Annotated in this window: 27 protein-coding genes; 13 read left to right on the forward strand and 14 right to left on the reverse strand. The window is 31.6% G+C overall.

Translation table 11 applies throughout. From position 1 onward, the window contains the following. The first annotated feature begins 42 nt into the window (after window positions 1-42). From P3875_RS03495 to P3875_RS03520, 6 genes are all read left to right on the forward strand, one after another. Window positions 43-483, forward strand: coding sequence for a GNAT family N-acetyltransferase (locus tag P3875_RS03495; protein ID WP_303444869.1), 441 nt, complete (start codon window positions 43-45; stop codon window positions 481-483). 5 nt (window positions 484-488) lie between these two features. Further along, window positions 489-1,559: an alanine racemase gene (locus P3875_RS03500; RefSeq protein ID WP_303444870.1), complete on the forward strand. Its 1,071-nt coding sequence runs from the start codon at window positions 489-491 to the stop codon at window positions 1,557-1,559. Window positions 1,560-1,683: 124 nt separating this feature from the next. Next, the gene (locus tag P3875_RS03505) at window positions 1,684-1,974 is read left to right on the forward strand and encodes an HU family DNA-binding protein (protein ID WP_091517393.1); all 291 of its coding nucleotides are present in this window, start codon (window positions 1,684-1,686) and stop codon (window positions 1,972-1,974) included. 263 nt (window positions 1,975-2,237) lie between these two features. Continuing rightward, window positions 2,238-3,785, forward strand: coding sequence for a ribonuclease E/G (locus P3875_RS03510; protein WP_303445416.1), 1,548 nt, complete (start codon window positions 2,238-2,240; stop codon window positions 3,783-3,785). Between the two features lie 115 nt (window positions 3,786-3,900). Further along, window positions 3,901-4,551, forward strand: a complete 651-nt coding sequence (locus P3875_RS03515) for a porin family protein (RefSeq protein WP_303444872.1) — start codon at window positions 3,901-3,903, stop codon at window positions 4,549-4,551. A gap of 187 nt (window positions 4,552-4,738) precedes the next feature. After that, window positions 4,739-5,332, forward strand: a complete 594-nt coding sequence (locus P3875_RS03520; RefSeq protein WP_303444873.1) for a porin family protein — start codon at window positions 4,739-4,741, stop codon at window positions 5,330-5,332. Window positions 5,333-5,376: 44 nt separating this feature from the next. Here the strand turns inward: P3875_RS03520 and P3875_RS03525 are convergent, their stop codons facing one another. Beyond that, window positions 5,377-5,811, reverse strand: a complete 435-nt coding sequence (locus tag P3875_RS03525) for a nucleoside deaminase (protein WP_303444874.1) — start codon at window positions 5,809-5,811, stop codon at window positions 5,377-5,379. 68 nt (window positions 5,812-5,879) lie between these two features. Here P3875_RS03525 and P3875_RS03530 point away from each other — a divergent pair, with 68 nt between their 5' ends. The 3 genes from P3875_RS03530 to P3875_RS03540 are packed head-to-tail and all read left to right on the forward strand — an operon-like array spanning window position 5,880 to window position 9,574. Continuing rightward, window positions 5,880-7,652, forward strand: a complete 1,773-nt coding sequence (locus P3875_RS03530; protein ID WP_303444876.1) for a 1-deoxy-D-xylulose-5-phosphate synthase — start codon at window positions 5,880-5,882, stop codon at window positions 7,650-7,652. Further along, complete coding sequence (locus tag P3875_RS03535; RefSeq protein WP_303444877.1) at window positions 7,639-8,889, forward strand: DUF3078 domain-containing protein; 1,251 nt, start codon at window positions 7,639-7,641, stop codon at window positions 8,887-8,889. The genes P3875_RS03530 and P3875_RS03535 overlap by 14 nt, the downstream gene beginning before the upstream one ends. Before the next feature lies 1 nt (window position 8,890). Continuing rightward, window positions 8,891-9,574, forward strand: coding sequence for a porin family protein (locus P3875_RS03540; RefSeq protein ID WP_303444878.1), 684 nt, complete (start codon window positions 8,891-8,893; stop codon window positions 9,572-9,574). On the opposite strand, the gene P3875_RS03545 is transcribed toward P3875_RS03540, so the two are convergent. From P3875_RS03545 to asnS, 3 genes are all read right to left on the reverse strand, one after another. Next, complete coding sequence (locus tag P3875_RS03545) at window positions 9,562-10,167, reverse strand: hypothetical protein (protein WP_303444879.1); 606 nt, start codon at window positions 10,165-10,167, stop codon at window positions 9,562-9,564. The genes P3875_RS03540 and P3875_RS03545 overlap by 13 nt on opposite strands. Next, window positions 10,167-11,630, reverse strand: coding sequence for an RNA polymerase factor sigma-54 (gene rpoN, locus P3875_RS03550; protein ID WP_303444881.1), 1,464 nt, complete (start codon window positions 11,628-11,630; stop codon window positions 10,167-10,169). The genes P3875_RS03545 and rpoN overlap by 1 nt, the downstream gene beginning before the upstream one ends. Window positions 11,631-11,751: 121 nt before the next feature. Then, entirely contained in the window at window positions 11,752-13,188 is a 1,437-nt protein-coding gene (gene asnS / locus P3875_RS03555; protein ID WP_303444882.1) for an asparagine--tRNA ligase, read from the reverse strand. A gap of 134 nt (window positions 13,189-13,322) precedes the next feature. Here asnS and P3875_RS03560 point away from each other — a divergent pair, with 134 nt between their 5' ends. Both P3875_RS03560 and P3875_RS03565 read left to right on the forward strand, forming a co-directional pair. Continuing rightward, window positions 13,323-13,652 (forward strand): DMT family transporter, encoded by a 330-nt coding sequence (locus P3875_RS03560; protein WP_303444883.1) that lies wholly within the window; start codon window positions 13,323-13,325, stop codon window positions 13,650-13,652. A gap of 11 nt (window positions 13,653-13,663) precedes the next feature. Further along, entirely contained in the window at window positions 13,664-14,158 is a 495-nt protein-coding gene (locus tag P3875_RS03565) for a DinB family protein (protein ID WP_303444884.1), read from the forward strand. A 13-nt stretch (window positions 14,159-14,171) separates the two neighbouring features. Here the strand turns inward: P3875_RS03565 and P3875_RS03570 are convergent, their stop codons facing one another. The 6 genes from P3875_RS03570 to P3875_RS03595 form a co-directional block, all read right to left on the reverse strand. Further along, window positions 14,172-14,711, reverse strand: a complete 540-nt coding sequence (locus P3875_RS03570) for a YqiA/YcfP family alpha/beta fold hydrolase (protein WP_303444885.1) — start codon at window positions 14,709-14,711, stop codon at window positions 14,172-14,174. Beyond that, a complete protein-coding gene (gene bla / locus P3875_RS03575) occupies window positions 14,711-15,463 on the reverse strand; it encodes a subclass B1 metallo-beta-lactamase (RefSeq protein ID WP_303444886.1) in 753 nt (250 codons plus the stop codon). Before bla ends, P3875_RS03570 begins: the two co-directional genes overlap by 1 nt. Before the next feature lie 85 nt (window positions 15,464-15,548). Beyond that, on the reverse strand, window positions 15,549-16,115 hold the full coding sequence (locus tag P3875_RS03580) for a DUF6642 family protein (RefSeq protein ID WP_303444887.1): 567 nt from the start codon (window positions 16,113-16,115) through the stop codon (window positions 15,549-15,551). 74 nt (window positions 16,116-16,189) lie between these two features. Continuing rightward, window positions 16,190-16,753 carry a ribosome recycling factor gene (gene frr / locus P3875_RS03585; RefSeq protein ID WP_303444888.1) on the reverse strand — a complete coding sequence of 188 codons (564 nt, stop codon included), beginning with the start codon at window positions 16,751-16,753 and terminating at the stop codon, window positions 16,190-16,192. Window positions 16,754-16,769: 16 nt separating this feature from the next. Continuing rightward, window positions 16,770-17,474, reverse strand: coding sequence for a UMP kinase (gene pyrH / locus P3875_RS03590; protein WP_303444889.1), 705 nt, complete (start codon window positions 17,472-17,474; stop codon window positions 16,770-16,772). Window positions 17,475-17,528: 54 nt separating this feature from the next. Continuing rightward, a complete protein-coding gene (locus tag P3875_RS03595) occupies window positions 17,529-18,317 on the reverse strand; it encodes a patatin-like phospholipase family protein (RefSeq protein WP_303444890.1) in 789 nt (262 codons plus the stop codon). 48 nt (window positions 18,318-18,365) lie between these two features. Here P3875_RS03595 and P3875_RS03600 point away from each other — a divergent pair, with 48 nt between their 5' ends. Then, window positions 18,366-18,971: a thioredoxin family protein gene (locus P3875_RS03600; RefSeq protein ID WP_303444891.1), complete on the forward strand. Its 606-nt coding sequence runs from the start codon at window positions 18,366-18,368 to the stop codon at window positions 18,969-18,971. A gap of 11 nt (window positions 18,972-18,982) precedes the next feature. Here the strand turns inward: P3875_RS03600 and P3875_RS03605 are convergent, their stop codons facing one another. Then, window positions 18,983-19,846 carry a cupin-like domain-containing protein gene (locus P3875_RS03605; protein ID WP_303444892.1) on the reverse strand — a complete coding sequence of 288 codons (864 nt, stop codon included), beginning with the start codon at window positions 19,844-19,846 and terminating at the stop codon, window positions 18,983-18,985. 249 nt (window positions 19,847-20,095) lie between these two features. Between P3875_RS03605 and P3875_RS03610 the strand changes: the two genes are divergently transcribed. Then, entirely contained in the window at window positions 20,096-20,515 is a 420-nt protein-coding gene (locus tag P3875_RS03610; protein ID WP_303444893.1) for a CBS domain-containing protein, read from the forward strand. Between the two features lie 152 nt (window positions 20,516-20,667). Here P3875_RS03610 and P3875_RS03615 read toward each other — a convergent pair whose 3' ends face one another. The 3 genes from P3875_RS03615 to P3875_RS03625 are packed head-to-tail and all read right to left on the reverse strand — an operon-like array spanning window position 20,668 to window position 22,724. Beyond that, window positions 20,668-21,177, reverse strand: coding sequence for a YiiX/YebB-like N1pC/P60 family cysteine hydrolase (locus tag P3875_RS03615; protein ID WP_303444894.1), 510 nt, complete (start codon window positions 21,175-21,177; stop codon window positions 20,668-20,670). Between the two features lie 12 nt (window positions 21,178-21,189). Beyond that, window positions 21,190-21,909 (reverse strand): tRNA pseudouridine(55) synthase TruB, encoded by a 720-nt coding sequence (truB, locus tag P3875_RS03620; protein ID WP_303444895.1) that lies wholly within the window; start codon window positions 21,907-21,909, stop codon window positions 21,190-21,192. Then, the gene (locus tag P3875_RS03625) at window positions 21,909-22,724 is read right to left on the reverse strand and encodes an undecaprenyl-diphosphate phosphatase (protein WP_303444896.1); all 816 of its coding nucleotides are present in this window, start codon (window positions 22,722-22,724) and stop codon (window positions 21,909-21,911) included. The genes truB and P3875_RS03625 overlap by 1 nt, the downstream gene beginning before the upstream one ends. Between the last annotated feature and the right edge of the window lies 1 nt (window position 22,725).

The raw sequence follows: 22,725 nt of genomic DNA on the forward strand, positions 1-22,725 counted from the left end.
AAATGAGTAACTTTGTGTAAAGTAGAAACAAAAAATCTAATTATGTTAAAAATCAAGACTTATAGTCAAGAGAACAAACCCAATTTAAATGAAAAAGAAAACATACTTAACTTCTTACACAAAAATTTAGAGCAATACGGAGATCCATTACAAGACATAAAAAAATGTATGGATTATGCTTTAAAAGAAACGCCTTCTTTCGGAGGTTTTGTAGTAACAGCTTTATTAAACAATGAACTTGTAGGTGCAGTAATTGTAAACGAAACGGGTATGAAAGATTATATTCCCGAAAATATTTTGGTTTACATTGCAACCGATGCCAACCAACGTGGTAAAGGAATTGGTAAAACTTTAATGCAACATGCTATAGAAAATGCAAATGGAAACATAGCTTTACATGTTGAGCCTGATAACCCCGCAAGAAAATTATACGAAAAATTAGGTTTTACAAATAAATATTTAGAAATGCGTTTAAATAAGTAATTGTTATGGCAGTAATAACATTACACAAAAAGCGTTTAAATTATAACTTTGAGCGGTTAGAATATTTTTTTAAACAAAAAAACATTCAATGGTCAATAGTTACCAAAATGTTGTGTGGTAATAAATTATTTTTAACCGAAGTATTAAATTTACAACCAAACCAAGTATGTGATTCACGCGTTAGTAATCTAAAAGCAATAAAAGAAATAAACCCAAAGGTTGAAACTATTTACATTAAGCCAACACCTAAAAGATCAGTTGCTTCTGTTGTAAAATATGCTGATATAAGTATGAATACCAACATAAATACTATAAAAGCACTATCGCAAGAAGCTCAAAAGCAAAATAAAATTCACAAAATTATCATAATGATAGAATTGGGCGAATTGCGCGAAGGAGTGATGCGTGAAAACGTAATATCGTTCTACGATCAGGTGTTTCGTTTAAAAAATATTGAAGTTGTTGGTATAGGTGCAAATCTTTCATGTTTATACGGGGTGCTGCCAAGTGCCGATAAGCTTATTCAACTTTCCTTATACAAACAATTAATTGAAGCAACATTTAAGAAAAAAATAAAATACGTTTCTGGAGGTTCATCAGTAACCATACCCCTTATTTTTCAAAATAAACTACCACAAAGTATAAATCATTTTAGAGTAGGAGAAACCCTTTACCAAGGAACCAATGTTTATAACGATACCCCAAGTAATTTATTAAAACAAGATGTATTTACTTTAAAGGCCGAAATTATAGAATTAATTGAAAAACCTATGGTACCCGAAGGTGATTTTGGAACAAACCTAGAAGGGAAATCTTTTTCTTTTAATGAAAAAGAAATTGGAAAAAAATCGTTTAGAGCCATTTTAGATTTAGGGATTTTAGATGTAGATCAATCAAATATTTTTCCAAAAGATACTAATATTCGTTTTTTTGGTGCAAGTTCTGATATGATTGTTGTAGATTTACAAACAAATGTTAAAAATTACAAAGTAGGTGATTATCTAGAATTTTCATTAAATTATATGGGCGCATTAAGAGCAATGAACTCATCTTACATTGAAAAACAAGTTTTGTAAAGAAAAAAAATAGATTAATAATCTATTAGTTTAAAATTTAATGGTTTGAAATGTATATTTTATAATAAAATTAATATATTTGCAAACTCAAAAAACAGACAACAAATTAATTTACAAAAAGATAATGACTAAAGCAGACATTGTAGCTAAAATTTCAGAGAAATTAGGGCTTGAGAAAGGTGATGTGCAGGCAACTGTGGAATCTTTTATGGAGGAAGTAAAATCTTCTTTAGAAAGTGGAGATAACGTATATTTAAGAGGTTTTGGTAGCTTTATAATAAAAACTAGAGCTGAAAAAACAGGTCGTAATATATCTAAAAATACAACAATAAAAATCCCTGCTCACAACATTCCAGCTTTTAAACCAGCTAAAGTGTTTGTAGAAGGTGTTAAAACAAACACAGACGTAAAATAATTACTAACTTAAAAACTACAAGATTATGCCAAGTGGTAAAAAAAGAAAAAGACATAAGGTAGCAACGCACAAACGTAAGAAAAGAGCGAGAGCTAATCGTCACAAAAAGAAAAAGTAGTTTTAAACTACTTTTTCTTTTATTTCAAATTAAAAAGTTCTTTGAAAAACCTTTTAAATATACCATTTAAAAGTAACCGGGTACTACCTGTTTAAATGTTTAATCCATCTGTTTGCTTTATTGCAAATGGATAAAAATGTACAACGTGAACAAAGAGTTAATTATTAGGTCTGGTTCCAATACAGTAGATTTTGCCTTATTAAAAGATGGAAAATTAATTGAACTTCACAGAGATAGAGAAGACGAAAAAGGTTTTTCGGTTGGTGATATTTTTATAGCCAAAATCCGTAAACCCGTACCTGGTCTAAACGCAGCATTTGTAAATGTAGGCTTTGATAAAGACGCCTTTTTACATTACCACGATTTAGGTCCAAACCTTCCTACTTTAATGAAATTCACCAAACTTGTAACTACAGGTAAATTAAATGATTTCACTCTTAAAAAACTTCCTTTTGATGAAGAAATAGATAAAAATGGCGTGATAACCGATGTGTTAAGTGCCAATCAATCTGTTTTAGTTCAAATAGTTAAAGAACCTATATCAACCAAAGGTCCTAGAATAAGTTCAGAACTTTCTTTAGCAGGCCGCTATTTGGTGTTGGTTCCTTTTTCTGAAAGAGTTTCTATTTCGCAAAAAATAGAATCAAAACAAGAAAAAGATCGTCTTAAAAAAATGATGTTAACCATTAAACCAAAAGGATTTGGAGTTATTGTACGTACAGTAGCCGAAGGTAAAAATGTTACCGAATTAGAAAAAGACTTGCAAAGCCTTATTGATAAATGGGTAATGCTTTGTAAACGCTTAACTACAGCTCATCATCCATCAAAAGTTTTTGGCGAAGTTAACAGAGCATCAAGTATATTACGCGATGTTTTTAACGATACCTTTACAGGAATTTATATTGATGACGAAGAGTTGTACTACCAAACTAAGGACTATTTGCAAGAAATAGCGCCTTCTAAAGTTTCTATTGTAAAACATTATAACAATAAAGAAGTGCCGTTGTTCGAAAAATATAATATTGAACGACAAATAAAAACTTCCTTTGGTAAAACCGTATCTATGAGTAAAGGAGCCTACCTTATTATAGAACATACCGAAGCCTTACATGTTATTGATGTAAACAGTGGAAACCGCTCTAACAAAGCTCAATCTCAAGAGGATACGGCTCTTGAAGTGAATATGATCGCAGCATCAGAAATTGCACGTCAGTTAAGATTGCGCGATATGGGTGGGATTATTGTTGTTGATTTTATCGATATGAATAACCCAGATAATCGTAAAGTTTTATACGATTTCCTAAAAGAAGAAATGAGCGATGACAAAGCAAAACACAAAATCTTGCCCCCTAGTAAATTTGGACTAATTCAAATTACTAGACAACGCGTTAGACCCGAAGTTTCTATCAAAACAAAAGAAGAAAACCCCGACATAAACGGCGAGGGCGAAATAGAGGCTCCTATTTTAGTTATTGATAAAATATCGGCTGACTTAGAACGAATTATAAAAGATCACAAAAGTGTGGTTTTAAATGCGCATCCCTTTATTGCTGCGTATTTAACAAAAGGTTTTCCTTCTGTTAGAAATAAATGGCTGTTTGAACACAAACGCTGGATTAAAATTATACCGCGCGATGCGTATACTTATTTAGAATATCATTTTTTTGATAAACAAGGAAACCAAATAGAATAAAAGCCGAATGTATTTTCGGCTTTTTTTTTGCACTAATTTGTGAATTTAAAATTAAATTTTGTTTTTATTTAAAAAATATTATATTTGTTAAGAACAAAAATTTAAAACTTAATTTATGAAAAAAATTACATTAAGCCTTTTAGGCTTACTTGCGTTTTCTACAAGCGCTATTGCACAAGAAGTTAAATTTGGACCTAAAGCAGGGGTTAACTTTGCAAACTTAAATGGTGATGTTGAAAATACCAAAATGTTAATTGGTTTTCACATCGGGGGATTTGCAGAGATTAAATTTAACGACAAATTCGCAATTCAACCTGAGATTTTGTATTCTGCACAAGGTTCAAAAACGGAGTATTCTGAAACAATGATGGGTGTTACTTACTCTGCAGAAGCAGATGCAAAGCTAAACTATATCAATGTGCCAATTATGGCAAAGTATTTCATAACTGATAATTTTGCTGTTGAAGCAGGTCCTTACGTTGGATTTTTAGCATCTGCTAATTCTAAAGGTTCGGTTAAAGCTGCAGGTATGACTGAAGAGTTTGATGAAGATATTAAAGATGAATTAAACTCTGTTGACTTTGGTTTAGGATTGGGAGCAAGTTTTAACATGGAAAGTGGTTTCTTTGTTGGCGCACGTTATAACCTAGGCTTATCTACAATTGAAAAAGATTATACTGAAAATGTTGGTGGTAATCAGATAACTGTTGAAGCTGCTGATATTAAAAACGGTGTAATTCAAGTTTCTGTAGGTTACAAGTTTTAATTCTACAAAGTAAATAATATTTTAAAGCCCTATAAGCAATAGCTTTTAGGGTTTTTTTGTTGCCTATTATTAATTTTTGTAGAAAAAATGGACAAATTTCCCAAATCTTAAATAGCGTATATATGTTATTTTTAATAACTTCGGCTTTGGTTTAAAATTTGATTATAATAAATAAAAGCTATTGTATATGAAAAAGTTAATTAAAGTTTCTCTAGCGCTTTTTACAGCTTTGTCTGTAAATACTGCTGCCAATGCACAAGATTTTAAATTTGGACCTAAATTTGGTTACAACAGTGCTAAATTAGAAGGTAAAAGTTGGGAGGATTTCCACGATAACAATTCGTTAAACGGTTATCATTTGGGTTTATTTGCAGAAGTGCGTTTTAATAAATTTGCGATACAACCCGAAGTTTATTATTCATCTGAAGGAGGTAAGTGGAATGTGAATTTTGAGAATACTACCATTGAGCATGATTTTAATTTAAAATATATAAACGTGCCTTTAATGTTTAAATATTATTTAACAAACGGTATTGCCATTGAAGCTGGTCCACAAGCTGGATTTTTAACAGAATCAAAAATGAAATTTGCTGATTTATACCCTGAAAGTCCAAAATTTAATGAGTTTGATTTCTCGGTAAACGTAGGTTTAAGTATTAATTTACCTTTAGATTTTATGATTTCTGCCCGTTACAACGCAGGTTTAACAAATGTTATTGAACAACCTGATGTTGATTGGAAAAATCGCGTTATGCAACTTTCATTAGGATATCGCTTTTAATAGATAAAGCTGTTTAGAACAATTATTTATTTTTCTAAACAGCTTTATCTTTTTTTTCTAAAAAAGTCTTGCATTAAAGCACTACATTCGTTTTCTAAAACACCATAAATTACTTCGGTTTTTGGGTGTAATTTGCCGCCCATAATCGTAAAACCACGTTTGTTATCTTGTGCGCCAATTACAATTTTAGAAATCTGACTCCAATAAAGCGCTCCAGCACACATTTGGCAAGGTTCAACTGTTAAATACATGGTGCAGTTTTTTAAATATTTACCACCAATGGTATTAGCTGCTGCTGTAATGGCTTGCATTTCAGCATGTGCAGTGACATCGTTTAAACTTTCGGTAAGGTTATGTGTTTTAGCAATAATTCTGTCGTTTGCAACAATAACAGCTCCAATAGGAATTTCATCTTTACTAAAAGCTTCTTTTGCTTCGTTTAAAGCAATTTGCATGTAATATTCATGGCTTAATATCATTTCTAAATGGTAATTAATTCATCAAAAATAAGATATTATTGTAAATTTGCTTCATAATCTAACTACTAATGAACGCTATCTTACCAACAATTGCATTTCCGGCCGATTTAAAATCTAAAAATTTAGATCAGCTTACGCAATTAGCTACCGAAATAAGAAGATTTATTATTGATGTTGTTTCGGTAAACGGTGGGCATTTAGGCGCTAGTTTAGGTGTTGTAGAGTTAACAATAGCATTGCATTATGTATTTGATACCCCTATTGATAAATTAGTTTGGGATGTTGGGCACCAAGCTTATGTTCACAAAATTTTAACCGGCCGTAAAGATGCATTTGTTACCAATAGGCAACAAAACGGTATCAGTGGTTTTCCTAAAATTTCTGAAAGTGAATTTGATGCATTTGGAGTTGGGCACTCCTCTACATCAATTTCAGCAGCATTAGGTATGGCTATAGCTAGCAAATTAAAAGGCGAAACCCAAACACAACATGTAGCTATAATTGGCGATGCGTCTATAGCTTCGGGTATGGCTTTTGAAGCTATGAACCATGCAGGAGTTGCTAATGCAAATTTAATTGTAATTTTAAACGATAATGCTATTGGTATTGATCCTAGTGTAGGTGCGTTAAAAAGTTATTTAATGCAAGTTAAGCAAGGAAAAAAAACCAATACGAATAATATAATAAAGGCTTTAAATTTTAAATATGCGGGTCCAATTGATGGGCACGATTTAAAAGTATTAATAGCTCAACTTCAAAAATTAAAAGCTAAAAACGGTCCGCAATTTTTGCATATTGTTACTACAAAAGGCAAAGGTTTAAAACAAGCCGAAGAAAACCAAGTGTTGTATCATGCACCAGGAAAGTTTGATAAAATTACAGGTGATATTTTAATAAAAAATACTCCGAAATTTACAAAATATCAAGATGTATTTGGACTAACAATGTTAGAATTAGCTAAACAAAACCCAAATATTTTTGCAATTACACCCGCAATGCCTACGGGTAGTTCATTAAAATACATGATGGATGTTTATCCAGAACGTGCAATAGACGTGGGTATTGCAGAACAACATGCCGTAACTTTGGCCGCAGGTATTGCATTAAACGGTTTTACGGTTTTTTGCGCTATTTATTCTACCTTTTTACAACGTGCTTATGATCAATTAATTCATGATGTAGCTTTGCAAAACATTCCGGTTGTTTTTTGTATTGATAGAGCCGGTTTAGTAGGCGAAGACGGCGCTACACATCAGGGAGTTTTTGATATTGCTTATTTGCAAGCTATTCCAAATATTAAAATTTTGGCTCCAAAAAATGCAATTGAATTACGACAAGTTTTATTTAATCTTCAAAACAATCATTCGCAACCTGTTGCAGTTAGGTATCCACGTGGTTATTCTAATATTGAAAATTGGCAAGTACCTTTTGAATTAGTTGATTTTTCTAAAATTCAATCCATAAAAAAGGGAAATAAAATAGCTGTTTTTTCTACAGGAACCATTTTAGAAACTGTTTTGCAAGCGTTGTTGTTTGATAATGAAGTAGTTTCCGTTTACCATTTTTTACAGATAAAACCATTGAATGAATCTGCTATTTTAAAGCTATTATCAACCTATAAAACTATAATTACTGTTGAAGAGGGTGTAGTAAATGGCGGGTTTGGAAGCTTAATAAACCATATTGTTTTAAATAATAATTGTAAAGTTAAAGTAATAAATTGGGGGGTTCCCGATACTTTTATTGAACATGCAACTGTTGAACAACAATACCAGCAATGTGGTTTAGATTTCTTATCAATGCAAAAAGAATTTAAAAAATTAGTGAATGAATCTTTATAAAATAATTGTTTTTTTTGTTTTTATTCCATTTTTAGGTTTTGCACAGCCTAAAGATACTTTACAATTTAAAAATGCAAAAAACAATATTCCGTTGTTTTATCGCACACAATTTTCGGTTTTTGATACCATTGTAAAGAAAAACGATACGCTTTACATGAAACCAGTAACGGTAGAACCCAAAATGGTTTTACAAGATTCGGTTTTAACAAACATAAAATCAAGCGAAGTTCAGCAAGTAGTGTTATCTACTTTTGAAGTTACAAAACGTAATAAATATAAAAATTTAACCTATTTTTTGGTTCCAAAACCAACCGGATTGGTTTACGACCGTTCGCCACGTGCAAATTCTGTACTTTTATACGATAAACTTTCACCCATACGTTCGGAAATGAGTTTTTGGCAAAAAACAAATTCATTAGGATTAGATATTAACCAAGGTACTTTTTCTAACTGGAATGCCGGTGGTTTTAGTTCGGTTTCGGGTATTATTAAAGGCGATTTTACGCGTAAATATGAAAAAGGTCGTACCGTTTGGATTAATGAATTAAAAGTGCGTTATGGCTTAAATAAACAAGAAAACCTAGAATTACGTAAAACCGATGATGTTTTTAATATAAATTCATCATTTGGATACAAATCTTCGGTAAAATCTAATTGGTATTATTCAGCAAAAGTTACCATAAATACGCAAATTGCAAAGGGTTACGCGTATCCAAATGTTGAAAAACCTATTTCACGAACATTTGCCCCTGCTTATGTTTTTGTAGGGATAGGATCTGAATATTTTAAAAATAATTTTAAAGCATATATTTCGCCATTAACTTTAAAATCTACTTTAGTTTTAGATAATGATTTAGCAAATAGTGGTGCTTTTGGTGTTGAAAGTGCAGTTTTTGATGACAATGGAAATTTATTGCATGCCGGTAAAAAATCTAGAAACGAATTGGGTTTTTTGTTTACTACAGAATGGAATAAAAACATTATGAAAAATGTTAATTTAAAAAATAATGTAACTCTTTATACCGATTATTTGAATAAATTTGGTAATGTTGATATTGATTGGCAATTACAGTTTGAAATGAAAATTAACAGTTTGTTAAAAGCTACTTTGGGCGGACACTTAATTTATGACGACGATATTAAAAATAAACGCACTGTAAATAATGAACAAATTACCGAAGGACCACGCGTTCAGTTTAAACAATTGCTAAGTATTGGTTTGATTTATAATTTTTAATATGAAGATATTTTTTAACATACTTGCAATTTTGTTCTTTACAAACATATTTGCTCAAGCTACTGATAGTTTGCCTATTTTAGAACGAACCATAAAAGTGACCGATCCATATTACCGCGAAGATCAATTTTATGTTGGAATAACACATTCACTTTTAATCAATAAACCAGAAAACGTGCTACAACGAAGTATTTCCATTGGAACTAATTTTGGTTTTCTGCGCGATTTTCCTTTAAATAAACAGCGCACTGTTGCAATAGCGCCAGGCTTAGGATTTGCTTTTTATAATTTACGACACAATTTAGCATTTACAAATAATGCGTTTCAAATTGATAATAATCCTGAAAAAAATGTTGAAAAGCTTACTTATTTTGAAATACCGATTGAATTTCGTTGGCGAACATCTAAGGTACATTCGCATAAGTTTTGGCGTATTTACAGTGGTATTAAATACAGCTATTTGTTAAATTCAAATTCAAAATACAAAGGCGACTTAGGAAGTTTTAGTGTTAATAATTCTAATTATTTTACAAAATCAAATATAGGTGTTTACGTATCAGCAGGTTTTAATACTTGGAATTTTTATGCATATTATGGTTTTAAACCTTTATATAGTAAAAATGCAATTGATCACAAAAGTTATTTTAATATGATAAATCTTGGTTTGATGTTTTACATACTATAAAACAAAATAAAACTAGGGGTAAAGCCAATTAAAGCGCCAACAATAATTTCTACGCTAGTATGTGCGTTTAAATACAAACGTGCCGATGCTACCATGCCAATCAATACTAATAATGCAGGTAATACAAAAAACGGATTAAGGTAATAAGTTGTAGCCTGATTTATAAATAAGGGGATAGCACAGCATAAACTGGCTATATGTACACTGCATTTACGTTTTAAAAGTGCGCTAAGTAATAAAATGAAATAGGAAATGCAGTAGGCTACAAAAAACAATTTTAAGGCACTATTTGCTATTTCGGCCCAAATTTTAAATATTAATATATTTAAAATAACAATATTTATAAAAATAGGTACGTTGCGTTCGCGAACATCAGACACCATAACAGATGATTTTAGCAAACCTAACGATTTTAAAAAAAAGTAAATGCAAACAGGTAGTAAAAAGGTCATTAAAAAAGCTTGACCAGTAGCTACAAGGCGTTCTGTTTTTGAAAAAAAATCAACATTTAAAAAGTAAAAACATCCTGTTATCATAGTTGGTATAAAAACAGGATGAAAAATAAAAGATATTATTTTTGCCGTTATTTTCATTATATCTTTTTACGCATTCGCGCCACCGGAATATCTAACTGTTCGCGGTATTTTGCAACGGTTCTTCGTGCAATAGGGTAGCCTTTTTCTTTTAACATTTCGGCTAGTTTATCATCGGGTAAAGGTTTTTGCTTGTCTTCATCTTCTATAATGTTTTGCAAAATCTTTTTAATTTCTATGGTTGAAACTTCTTCACCCTGATCGTTTACCATTGCTTCAGAGAAAAATTCTTTAATTAATTTAGTGCCATAGGGCGTATCTACGTATTTACTGTTTGCAACTCGTGAAATAGTTGAAATATCTAAACCAATTTTATCGGCAATATCTTTTAAAATCATAGGTCTGATTTTGGTTTCATCGCCATCTAAAAAGTATTCTTTTTGATAATCAATTATAGCGCTCATTGTAACAAAAAGTGTTTCTTGACGCTGTTTTATGGCATCGATAAACCACTTAGCACCGTCTAATTTTTGTTTAATGAATTGTACTGCATCTTTTTGTGCTGCCGATTTTTGATTGGTTTCTTTATACGTTTGCAACATTTCTTGATAATCTTTAGAAACATGCAATTCGGGTACGTTGCGGCTGTTTAAGAATAATTCAATTTCGCCATCGTCAACCTTTACTGTAAAATCAGGAATGATATGTTCAACAGCACGTGCGTTACCAGAAAAACTACCCCCTGGTTTAGGATTTAATTTTTCAATTTCATCAATAGCTTTTCTAAGTTGCGTTTGGGTTACATTGTATTTTTGTAACAACTTATCGTAGTGTTTTTTTGTAAACGCATCAAATTGGTTTTCAATAATATCCTTTGCTAAATCAACTGATTCATTAGGAGTTTTACTTTGTAATTGCAGTAATAAGCACTCTTGTAAATCACGTGCACCAACGCCACTTGGTTCTAATTCGTGAATAATGCTTTCTAAAATATGCTGTACTTGTTCTTCACTGGTGTAAACACCTTGGGTAAACGCCATATCGTCTACAATATCTTGAATATCTCTGCGTATGTAGCCCATATCGTCCATGCTACCAATTAAAAATTCGGCAATTACACGCTGTTCATCATTTAAAATAAAGGTGTTTAGTTGTTCAATTAAACTTTGATGGAAACTAATTTGTGCTTCAATTGGCATAAATGTATCGTCATCATCATCACTGTAATTATTGCTTTTTAATTTATAATCGGGTACTTCATCGTCGCTTAAATAATCGTCGATGTTAATATCTTCGGTATCGATATGTTCGTTGTCGTAATCATCGTAATCATCAGAATTGTCTTGAAATTCATCGTTTTCAATGGTGTCTTCTTTCCCAGATTCTAGGGCAGGGTTTTCTACCAATTCTTCTTTTAAACGTTGTTCAAAGGCAAGCGTAGGCAATTGTATCAGTTTCATTAACTGAATTTGCTGCGGCGATAGTTTTTGCGATAATTTTAACTGTAAGTTTTGTTTTAACATTTTAAAATGCCTGTTATAACTTTATTAATAAAAAAAGTTTGACACAAACTAATTTATTCAAAAATAACAAATAATTAGTGTTGTGTCAAACTTAATATGCTTTAAAACGTATAAAGATTTATTAAAACTCTGCGTTTTGTGGTGTTCTAGGAAATGGAATTACATCGCGTATGTTAGTCATTCCGGTTACAAACAATACCAAACGTTCAAAACCTAGACCAAAGCCGCTGTGTACTGCCGAACCAAATTTACGAGTGTCTAAATACCACCATAATTCTTCTTCAGGAATATTAAGTGCGTTCATTTTTTCAACCAACACATCATAACGTTCTTCACGTTGTGATCCACCTACAATTTCGCCAATACCAGGGAATAAAATATCCATAGCGCGTACGGTTTTACCGTCTTCGTTTAAACGCATGTAAAATGCTTTGATTTTTGCAGGATAATCAAACAAAATTACCGGACATTTAAAGTGTTTTTCTACTAAGAAACGTTCGTGTTCACTTTGTAAATCGGCACCCCATTCGTCAATAATATATTGAAATTTTTTGTTTTTGTTTGGTTTTGATGCTTTTAAAATATCAATAGCTTCGGTATAAGAAACACGTTTAAAGTTGTTTTCTAAAACAAAGTTTAATTTTTCAATTAAACTCATTTCAGAGCGTTCGGCTTGCGGTTTTGCTTTTTCTTCGTCAATTAAACGCGTTTCTAACAATTTTAAATCGTCTTCGCATTTTTCCAACGTGTATTTAATAACGAATTTGATGAAATCTTCGGCCAAATCCATGTTATCGTCTAAATTATTAAAAGCAACTTCAGGTTCAATCATCCAAAACTCTGCTAAATGGCGTGAAGTGTTTGAATTTTCAGCACGAAATGTTGGTCCAAATGTATATACTTGCCCCAAAGCCATTGCGTAAGTTTCGGCTTCTAACTGACCGGAAACGGTTAAATTGGTATGTTTACCAAAAAAGTCTTCTTTGTAATTAATGCTTCCGTCTTCATTTTTTGGAGCCGATCCATCTAACGGGAACGATGTTACCTGAAACATTTCACCAGCACCTTCGGCATCAGAACCTGTGATAATTGGCGTGTTTACATAGAAAAATCCGTTGTCTTGAAAATATTTATGTACTGCGAACGAAAGTGTACTGCGCACGCGCATAATTGCACCAAACATATTGGTACGTATGCGTAAATGTGCGTTTTCGCGTAAAAATTCTAAAGAGTGTTTTTTAGGTTGTATAGGGTATTTTTCAGCATCGCTATCGCCTAAAATTTCTAACGAATTGGCTTGTATTTCGTACTTTTGCCCTTTACCTTGGCTTTCAACCAACGTACCTTTTACGCAAATTGCTGCGCCTGTTGTTACACGTTTAATGGTTTCTTCAGGAAATGCGTCTAATTCTAAAACACATTGTATGTTGTGTATGGTTGATCCGTCGTTTAAAGCAATGAATTGGTTGTTTCTAAAACTGCGAACCCAACCTTTTGCTACTACTTCTTGTAAAAGACTTGATCCTGCTAAAAGATCTTTAATCTTAGTATGTTTCATTATTTATATTGCTATAATTTGGTATGCATTGTTACAGTTTGCAAAAATACAATTTTTTTTGATTGTTTAACGGTATAAATTTAATACAGCTGCACACTTAGATTTTATATCTTTGAAACAAATGATTTTACTAAATGAATTGGATTTTACTAATTATTGGTGGTTTGTTTGAAGTAGCTTTTACTTATTGTATAGGCAGGGCAAACACAGCAACTGGAATAGAAAAATATGGGTGGTATGTTGGTTTTTTAATAAGTGTTACCATAAGTATGGCGTTACTAATAAGAGCTGGTAAAACCTTGCCTTTGGGTACTGCTTATGCCGTTTGGAGTGGTATAGGTGCTGTAGGTTCGGTAGCAATGGGTATTTTATTTTTTAAAGAACCAGCCGATTTTTGGCGCATGTTTTTTATTTTTACTTTAATTGGATCTATTGTTGGATTAAAAGTGGTTTCAACACATTAAAAAATATAAAAATGAGCATTAAACAATCAATTTTAATAGAATTAGAGCGCGAAAACGCAAATACAAAACGCATTATTAGCAAGTTAACTAATGAAAGTTTTAGTTATAAACCACATGAAAAATCAATGAGTGTGGCTGAATTAACAAACCATATTGTTGAATTGCACAATTGGGTTGATTTTGTTTTAACCAAAGATGTTTTTGATTTTAATACCGATTATACAAAACCAAGCGCAACAACTGTTGAAGAATTGTTGCAAACGTTAGAAAACAATCTTCAAAAAAATAAGGCAATTATTGAACAAATGAACGAAGAAATTGTTTTTGGAAATTGGACTTTAAAATCGGGTGAGCACGTAATTGTTTCGTTGCCAAAAATTGGTGCATTGCGTTTTATAGTGAACAATCATTTAGTGCACCACCGCGGTCAACTTACGGTTTATATGCGTTTGTTAGATATTCCGGTACCGGGTATTTACGGGCCATCGGCCGATGATAAAGCTTAATTTTAATTAGATGTTATATTTGCCAACCAGCATCAATAAATTGTAAAAAGTCGGTTGAATTTAAATCGCTTAAAGTGTGGTTCCAATCGCCAGTAATTATTTTGTTTTTGTTGTGCAATTTTTCATAGGTGTAATTATAATCTAAAATTTCATCGTTTTTACCTAATAAAACCAATCCGTTTGATAAATTTTCAGACGGATTTTTTAATTGATTTGCTAACATTAGTGGGAAAAAATGATTGTCAACTCTGCGTTGTTCAACATTTAGTAAAGGATTAATCAATACAAAATTTATTTTTTTATTGGGAAATTGTTCTAGTAGCTGATACGTAAAATTACCCCCAGTTGAAGAACCAATTAGTAAAACAGGTTCGTTCCAATTTATTTGTTGGTTTAATTGATTAATGAGTTGGTTTAAAACATCGGGTTGTTTTTCGTTCCATTCTAAAGCAATAGCATGTGCTTTTTTGGCAAGTGCATGTGCAGCTATTTTTTTAAATTTTGTGCTGTTAGCACCGGTTGTGCCAAAGCCATGTATATAAACGTATTGCATTATTTAGTTTTAAATAGTTTAATGGTATAATCTATTAATTTTGTTGAACCTACTTTTCCGTGACCTGGAATTACAATTTTAGCATTTTTAAACTGTTTTTTTACCTTGGTTGCAGTTTCAGACCATTTAATCTCATTTGCGTCTGCTAAGTTTCCTTTACCAGCATTTAACTCTTTAATTAAACAACCGCCAAATAAAACTTTTTTAGCTGGATAATATGCAACAATATTATCTTTTGTGTGGCCTTCTCCTAAGAAATAAAGTTTAACAAAATCGTTCCCAAATGATATTTTTTCTTCTATTTCGAACGATTTGATAGGAATGGTTGCCTTTTGTTCTTTGGCTAATGCAATGGTTTTAATGTGTGCAATTGAAGCTATTTTATGGTTGTGAAAAGTGTTTAATCCACCTAAGCAATCAACATGAAAATGAGTAGGTACAACTGCTTTAATTTTGCTTTTTAACTTAGTGTTAATGTATTGAATTAATTCTTCTGAAGTTTGATTATTGATAGGAGTATCAAAAACAATGGCCTCATTTTTATTGCAAACAATCATTCCGTTACAAGGTACATTACCAAAATTTGTAGTTTGTAAAAACGATGTATGTACATATACATTAGGTGCAACTTCTGTGATAATAAGGCTATTTGTTTTATACAAAACTTTATTTGTAAATGTTAACTTATTTGATGAGCACCCAACAATAAGAATAAAAGTAATAAACAGAAAAAGTGTTTTTAATAAGTTCATTTTAGTGTATTGAAGTTAATTAACCAGTAAAACAATTATATAATGTCATTTTTTTAAAAATCGTTTTAAACAATAATAACAAAATTTAATAATATAAATGAAAACCTAAATTAATACATAAGCTGTAATGTTTCTCAAAAAGATTTTCAACAAGTTCGGTTACGTTGCTAAAATGTACGTGTTGCGCAATAAAATAATAATCTAACATTTGGCTGCTCATCTGGTGTGTATTTGTATAACCCGATATTGCTTTAGCGCCCGTAACATCTAAAAAATATTGAGCCGTTTCACTTGTAAGGTTTAAACTTTTTGAATTAGCAAAATGTAGAATTTTTCCTGATAATTTACCTTCAAACAATTCCGCAATTTCTTCTAACGTATATAAATAGCCATTAATTAAAATTTCATTTTCACTGCCTTCACATATAAAATACAACAAATCATAGTCTTTAAAGTTTCTATCTTCATAAAGCAAAGTATTTAAGCTGTTTTCAAAACCTTCTATATCATCAATAGCTTTGTACACGTTAACAATAGCGTGGTTTTTTACCAATTGTTCTAAAATAGGAAAAATGCTGCTTTGGTGAAAATCGTTCACAACTGGAACACTTTCTAAACAAAAAATTTTTGTTTGATTGTTTGATAAATACATATTTGGTTGTAAGTTATGCTAGAAAAAAAAGGTGTTTAAGAAATAAAAGCCACTCTTTTTTGAGTGGCTTTTAATTATACTTTCATTATTTCAGCTTCTTTTTCAGCGTAAATGTCATCTATTTTTTTAATATAAGCATCGGTTAATTTTTGAATGCGATCTTCGGCATCTTTACAAATATCTTCAGAAGTACCTTCTTTTTCTTGTTTTTTGATATCGGTATTTGCGTCTTTTCGTGCATTACGAATTGAAATTTTAGCATCTTCTGCTTCGGTTTTAGCTTGTTTTGCTAAATCTTTACGACGTTCTTCCGTTAAAGCAGGAATGTTAATAATAATCATATCGCCGTTATTCATAGGGTTCAATCCTAAATTAGCAATCATAATTGCTTTTTCAATAGGTTGCAACATGTTTTTTTCCCACGGGGTAACAGTTAAAGTACGTGGGTCGGGTACATTAATATTTGCAACTTGTGATAAAGCCGTTGCCGATCCATAATAATCAACAAACACAGCACCTAACATTTGTGGGTTTGCTTTACCTGCGCGAATGTTTAACAAAGCTTTATTTAAGTGGTCTATAGAACCGTTCATTGATTCTTTTGCTTCGTCTATTATAAAATTAATTTCTTCTGTCATAATTAATGATCTTTTATTAGTAAACGGTTGTACCAATGTTATCGCCTTGGCACACTTTTAATAAATTACTTTCTTTGTTCATATCAAAAACAACAATTGGTAAGTTGTTTTCTTGGCTAAGCGTAAATGCTGTTGTGTCCATAACATTTAAACCTTTTTCTAGTACATCGGCAAACGAAATGTTTTCGTACTTAGTTGCATTTGGGTCTTTTTCAGGATCGGCAGTGTACACACCATCAACACGTGTTCCTTTTAAAATTACATCGGCACCTACTTCAATACCTCTTAAAACGGCAGCGGTATCGGTTGTAAAATAGGGGTTACCAGTACCGGCACCAAAAATTACAATACGTCCTTTTTCTAAATGGCGTACAGCTCTTCTTTTAATGTAAGGCTCTGCAATTGCTTCAATTTTTAAAGCAGTTTGTAAACGCGTAAGCATTCCTGCGTCTTCTAAAGCGCCTTGTAAAGCCATTCCGTTAATTACAGTTGCTAACATTCCCATGTAATCGCCTTGTACACGATCCATACCTTTGCTTGCGCCCGCTACGCCTCTAAAAATGTTTCCTCCACCAATAACAATGGCTACTTCAACACCTAAATTTACTATTTTTTTAATCTCTTGTGCGTATTCGGCTAAACGGTTTGGGTCAATGCCGTATTGGTTATCGCCCATTAAAGCTTCGCCGCTTAATTTTAGAAGTATTCTTTTGTATTTCATACTGAGGGAAAATTTATTTGCAAATATATTATTTTTGCTATTGTTTAAAAAAGCTTAAGGCAATTTATCTTTTATTTTTTCAAAGTCGACCTTTGCTTGCTCGTACCCAATTTCAAAAATTTCATCCATTCTTTTTTTTGATGTTTCAAAGGTACTGTAATTTACCAATGCATCGGGTTGAATGTGCCAATCGCATAATTCATTTTGGGGGTAGGTGTTTTGCATCATCATTATTTCAAAAGCCCTCATGGCAACTGATTTTATCGAAGTAAATTTAGATGACTGTTGAGGCAAATATGGATTTACATTACAACCAATTAAAAAATCGCATCGACCTTGAATAGTGTTTACAGGGTAATTGTTTAAAATGCCACCATCGCTGTAAATTTTATTGTTAATTACAACTGGTGAAAATACTCCTGGAAATGCACTTGAAGCTAAAATAGCTGGAACAATTTTTGTGTTTTTATGAAAAATTTTTAGTTTGCCACGCTCCATTTCTGTTGCCGAAATGTATAATTCACAATCTAATTCTTTAATGGTTTTGTTGCCAAAAACTTTTTCAAGATAAATACCAAATTGATCTGCGTCTAAAAAGCCAGCTTTTTTAAACGATAAATGCGTCCAGCTTAATAAACTAACCGATTTAAAAAATTGTAAAATTTCTTTTGGTTTCATGCCGTTAGCATACAACCCACCTACTATTGATCCTGCACTCGTTCCTGAAATTATTTCGGGAAAAATGTTTTGTTCGTTTAAAAAATGAAGCACACCTGCATGGGCAATTCCTTTATGGCCACCACCCGAAAGTGCTAAACCAAAAACAGTTGAATTGTTTTTCATTATTTTTTGTAACGTTAATTGGTTATTTTTGTATAAAAATACAAAATTATGCAAACAATTTTTCAACAAGCTGTTGCAAATTCAATAAACTATAACAATTATTTATTGTTGATTGATGAAAAAATTGCCGAAAGCGCATCAACAGGCCACGAGCAAAATCAAATGTTAACCGATTTTACAAAATTAAATCGTGCACGTATGAAGCGGTTAGATAAAACTCAAACAATTCTTCCTGAATTAGAAAACCTAACGAAGCAAATTACTAAAAAACAATATTGGATTGTACTTACCGAAAGCTGGTGTGGCGATGCAGCACAAAGTGTACCTGTTTTGCAAAAAATAGCCGCTTTAAACCCTTTGATAGATTTACGTTTGGTTTTGCGTGATGATAACGATGCTTTAATGCAAAAATATTTAACAAATGGCGGAAGATCAATTCCTAAATTAATTGCTGTTTCTGAAGATTTAGCAACTGAATTATTTACATGGGGACCACGTGCAGTTGCCGCACAAAACGAAGTAAACCGTTTAAAAGAAACATTTGGGAGCTTTAATGAACAAGCCAAAGAAGGATTGCAAATTTGGTACAACAACGATAAAGGTGTAGCTATGCAAATTGAAATGATAGAAATACTAAAAAACGCAGCCAATTAAGCTGCGTTTTTCTATTTTAACAAAGCATTGGTTCGTTTTATGGCCACATCATCTTTATAATCTAACCATTCTTGGCCGTTGCGTTTACGCATAAAATTATCGTACAAACGGTAACAAGCAATGTTGCGTACGGCATTGTATAAATTTTTAGGTTTGCCAGGTAATGCACGTAAGCTTAATGAAAAACCAGGAGTTAAATATTTCATATAATGCCACCAACCTTCGGGCATGTATAACATTTCGCCATGTTGTAAATTGGTTCTATAAGGTGTGATTTTTTGTAACGCAGGAAAACGTTCAAAATTGGGATTGTCAAAATTTATATCTTCATGGCATATCCACGAATATGGCAAACGATACATGTATTTTGTTTGCGCAGGATCAACCAAAACACACTGTTTATTTCCACTAAAATGTATGTGAAAAATGTTTGATAAATCAATATCGTAATGCATAAAAACTTTTGCATCTTCACCACCAAAAAACACCAATGGCAAACTTTTTATTAAGCGTAAACCTAAATCGGGCCAGCGCATATCATTTTTTAACGATGGAACATCTTTCATTAGGTTGTATAGAAAAATACGCAAATCAGTAGGTCCTTTTTCTAAAATGTCAATATATTCTGCCATTGTCATTTTAAAATCGGGTTCGTTTACTTTTTTGGTATAATCGGTTTTGCGGCTATCGTAAAGTGGTACGGTTTTATTACCAGCAATTTCTTTAATAAAATCTAAATTCCATTTTGTGAACGCTGGCCAATCCTCGATTTGATTTGTAATTACTACCGGTTTTTGTTTTTTGTAGTAATTTTCAATAAATTCTTTTTTTGTAAGCTTTGTTACACGTTCAATTTCTATATAATTAAATCCCATATTTAAATTGTGTACATATAAAACAATTCAAAATTAAAGAATAATTGTAATTGTTTTTTTAATTGACTTTTATTTAACAAATTGTATTGTTGAACTTAAAAAGACACACAAACCCTACTTAAATTTACGAAAATTTATTTTAAAAAGCAATGTGATTTGTCATGTTTTTTATTGGTTTACCCTTGTAGTTTTGTTTTAGAAATGAAGCAATTTTCTATTAAAATAAACATAAATTAAAACAGAATTATTATGAAACAAAGAGTTCCAGTATCGCAAATTATGACAACTAATTTAGAAACGTTAACCATTAATCAATCGCTTTACGAAGCAGAGAAAATGTTTAAAAAACACGGTATTAGACATATTCCTGTTGTTGAAGGTAAAAAGATTGTGGGTGTTTTAAGTTATTCTGATTTATTAAAAATTAGTTATGCCGATGTTACCGAAGGTGAAGAAGATGTTGAAGCAGTTGTTTACGATATGTTTACTATACCACAAGTAATGGCTAAAACGCCTTTAACGGTAACTAGTGAAACAACTGTTAAAGAAGTTGTTGAGATTTTATCTAAAGAAACTTTTCATTCGTTACCAGTAGTTGAAAACGATGGCGAGTTGGTTGGTATTGTTACTACTACCGATTTGTTAAATTACTTTTTAGAACAATATTAGTTTAAAATAAAAGGTTTGCAAATTTGCAAACCTTTTATTATTTATAGTTGTAGTTTTTTTATAACTATTTTTTTGTCTAAACTCATACCTCCAGGGTTACAACCTGGTTTTCCTTCGGGTATATTTATGTTTTGTTTTTTAAAATGATCTACTCAAATTGGGAAAAATTGGTTTGAATTAGGTTCTTTATATGTCATTGGAAACAACTTAAAAAAAGCTTTGTTTTTATTGGCGAATTTAAAAGCATCGTACACCAATTCAGAACAATAATACTTACCGTTGTTATATAAAAAATCATCATCATAAGGTACACCTAAATTTGTTTCACAAAAAGCAATAGCCTTAGGGATAAGAGATGTGTATTTTGGCTTTAAAGTACCTACATAAACAGTGCTTTTGGTGTATTTTAAAAAAACGTTTAAAGGTGTTTTTACTACTGCTTCGCCAATTGCTTCGTACACAAAAAAATCGTTATTATTGGTTGTAGATACTAACCCCATGTGGTTAAAATCGTTGTTGTTGTATCCGTTTGTAACAGCGTTTATGGCATTACACATAGGGCCACAATCGATATTTATAAATAATAAATCGCCATTTTTTAGTTGACTTTTCTGAGCAAATACTGAAATTGATAGCAGTAAAAATAAAATTATGTTTTTCATATAGGTAAAAACTTACTCAGCGTTTTTAAAATTAGGATTGTAAATTTTTTCAAAATCTAAAGGTTCAATCGCATTGTTTGTAGAAAAATCACCAATTTTAGTTCTACGTAAAGCAGTTAAGTGACCACCTGAATTTAGCGCTTTTCCAAAATCAAATGCCAAAGATCGTATGTAAGTGCCTTTGCTACAAACTACTCTAAAATCAATTTCGGGTAAGTTAATTTTTGTAATTTCAAACTCAATAATTTCAATTTTTCTCGATTGAATTTCAACGGTTTCTCCAGCGCGTGCATGTTCATACAAGCGTTTTCCATCTTTTTTTAAGGCAGAAAAAATAGGAGGAAATTGATCTATTTCGCCCAAAAATTTTTGTCTTGTATTTTCAATTAAATCGTTGGTAATATGATTTGTTGGAAAATTTTGATCTATTTCGGTTTCTAAATCGTACGATGGTGTAGTAGCGCCAACGGTTATTGTACCTGTATATTCTTTAATTTGTCCTTGTAATTCGGGTATGCGTTTGGTAAATTTTCCAGTACAAATAATTAATAAGCCCGATGCTAAAGGGTCTAAAGTACCCGCATGACCAATTTTAAATTTTTTAGGTAAATCTAAATTTTTAAGTAAGGCATATTTTACTTTGTTAACCGCCTGAAAAGAACTCCAAGTTAAAGGTTTGTCAATTAATAAAATTTGCCCTTCAAGAATTTCTTCTGTAGTAAATTTTTGCATTATTTATTGTAAAAGTAAATTAGTAAAACAATGCCAATAACAATACGGTACCAACCCCAAAATTTAAATCCGTATTTTGTAAGTACAGCAATAAATGTTTTTACAGCAATTAAGGCAGTTATAAAGGCAACAGTGTTACCAATTAAAAATAAATTAATATGGTGTTGATCTTGTAAAATCATTTCGTAGCCTTTCATTTCTGCTGCAGTACCTTTGCCCCATGTTTTTACAAAAACCGAGTAAACGGTAACAGCAAGCATGGTTGGTACAGCTAAAAAGAAAGAAAATTCTGCGGCAGACTTTCTGCTTAATCCTTGCGTCATTCCACCAATAATAGAAGCTGCCGAACGTGATGTGCCAGGCATCATGGCTAAACATTGCCAAAAACCAATGGTAATGGCTTTTTTAATAGTGATTTCTTTTTCGTTATGAATTTTGGGAGATTGAAACCAACGATCTACAAAAAGCAACACAATTCCTCCTAAAACCAATACTGCTGAAATAGCTTTTTGATTTCCTAAAATGGCTTCAATCTTATCATCAAACAAATAGCCTAACACTAAGGCAGGTATTACGGCAATGGCAAGTTTTATGTAGAAATTAAAATTATTAAAATCGAAGAATTTTCTCCAATAAAGCACCACAATTGATAAAATAGCTCCGAATTGTATTGAAACTTGAAACATTTTTAAAAATTCAGACTCATTCATTCCTAAAAGAGCCGCAGTAAAACCCATGTGTGCTGTTGATGAAATGGGTAAATATTCGGTTAATCCTTCAATTATTGCAATGATGATGGCTTGTAGTAAATCCATT

The organism is Myroides sp. JBRI-B21084 (assembly GCF_030545015.1).
Lineage (GTDB): Bacteria > Bacteroidota > Bacteroidia > Flavobacteriales > Flavobacteriaceae > Flavobacterium.

Coding starts and splice junctions, on each gene's coding strand:
- bla (WP_303444886.1), bottom strand. CDS start 15,463: ATGAACTTATTAAAAACACTTTTTCTGTTTATTACTTTTATTCTTATT.
- P3875_RS03495 (WP_303444869.1), top strand. CDS start 43: ATGTTAAAAATCAAGACTTATAGTCAAGAGAACAAACCCAATTTAAAT.
- P3875_RS03525 (WP_303444874.1), bottom strand. CDS start 5,811: ATGATATTAAGCCATGAATATTACATGCAAATTGCTTTAAACGAAGCA.
- P3875_RS03600 (WP_303444891.1), top strand. CDS start 18,366: ATGCAAACAATTTTTCAACAAGCTGTTGCAAATTCAATAAACTATAAC.
- P3875_RS03560 (WP_303444883.1), top strand. CDS start 13,323: ATGAATTGGATTTTACTAATTATTGGTGGTTTGTTTGAAGTAGCTTTT.
- P3875_RS03515 (WP_303444872.1), top strand. CDS start 3,901: ATGAAAAAAATTACATTAAGCCTTTTAGGCTTACTTGCGTTTTCTACA.
- asnS (WP_303444882.1), bottom strand. CDS start 13,188: ATGAAACATACTAAGATTAAAGATCTTTTAGCAGGATCAAGTCTTTTA.
- P3875_RS03615 (WP_303444894.1), bottom strand. CDS start 21,177: ATGAAAAACATAATTTTATTTTTACTGCTATCAATTTCAGTATTTGCT.
- P3875_RS03545 (WP_303444879.1), bottom strand. CDS start 10,167: ATGAAAATAACGGCAAAAATAATATCTTTTATTTTTCATCCTGTTTTT.
- P3875_RS03540 (WP_303444878.1), top strand. CDS start 8,891: ATGAAGATATTTTTTAACATACTTGCAATTTTGTTCTTTACAAACATA.
- P3875_RS03505 (WP_091517393.1), top strand. CDS start 1,684: ATGACTAAAGCAGACATTGTAGCTAAAATTTCAGAGAAATTAGGGCTT.
- pyrH (WP_303444889.1), bottom strand. CDS start 17,474: ATGAAATACAAAAGAATACTTCTAAAATTAAGCGGCGAAGCTTTAATG.
- rpoN (WP_303444881.1), bottom strand. CDS start 11,630: ATGTTAAAACAAAACTTACAGTTAAAATTATCGCAAAAACTATCGCCG.
- P3875_RS03535 (WP_303444877.1), top strand. CDS start 7,639: ATGAATCTTTATAAAATAATTGTTTTTTTTGTTTTTATTCCATTTTTA.
- truB (WP_303444895.1), bottom strand. CDS start 21,909: ATGCAAAAATTTACTACAGAAGAAATTCTTGAAGGGCAAATTTTATTA.
- P3875_RS03530 (WP_303444876.1), top strand. CDS start 5,880: ATGAACGCTATCTTACCAACAATTGCATTTCCGGCCGATTTAAAATCT.
- frr (WP_303444888.1), bottom strand. CDS start 16,753: ATGACAGAAGAAATTAATTTTATAATAGACGAAGCAAAAGAATCAATG.
- P3875_RS03625 (WP_303444896.1), bottom strand. CDS start 22,724: ATGGATTTACTACAAGCCATCATCATTGCAATAATTGAAGGATTAACC.
- P3875_RS03565 (WP_303444884.1), top strand. CDS start 13,664: ATGAGCATTAAACAATCAATTTTAATAGAATTAGAGCGCGAAAACGCA.
- P3875_RS03610 (WP_303444893.1), top strand. CDS start 20,096: ATGAAACAAAGAGTTCCAGTATCGCAAATTATGACAACTAATTTAGAA.
- P3875_RS03570 (WP_303444885.1), bottom strand. CDS start 14,711: ATGCAATACGTTTATATACATGGCTTTGGCACAACCGGTGCTAACAGC.
- P3875_RS03605 (WP_303444892.1), bottom strand. CDS start 19,846: ATGGGATTTAATTATATAGAAATTGAACGTGTAACAAAGCTTACAAAA.
- P3875_RS03595 (WP_303444890.1), bottom strand. CDS start 18,317: ATGAAAAACAATTCAACTGTTTTTGGTTTAGCACTTTCGGGTGGTGGC.
- P3875_RS03580 (WP_303444887.1), bottom strand. CDS start 16,115: ATGTATTTATCAAACAATCAAACAAAAATTTTTTGTTTAGAAAGTGTT.
- P3875_RS03520 (WP_303444873.1), top strand. CDS start 4,739: ATGAAAAAGTTAATTAAAGTTTCTCTAGCGCTTTTTACAGCTTTGTCT.
- P3875_RS03500 (WP_303444870.1), top strand. CDS start 489: ATGGCAGTAATAACATTACACAAAAAGCGTTTAAATTATAACTTTGAG.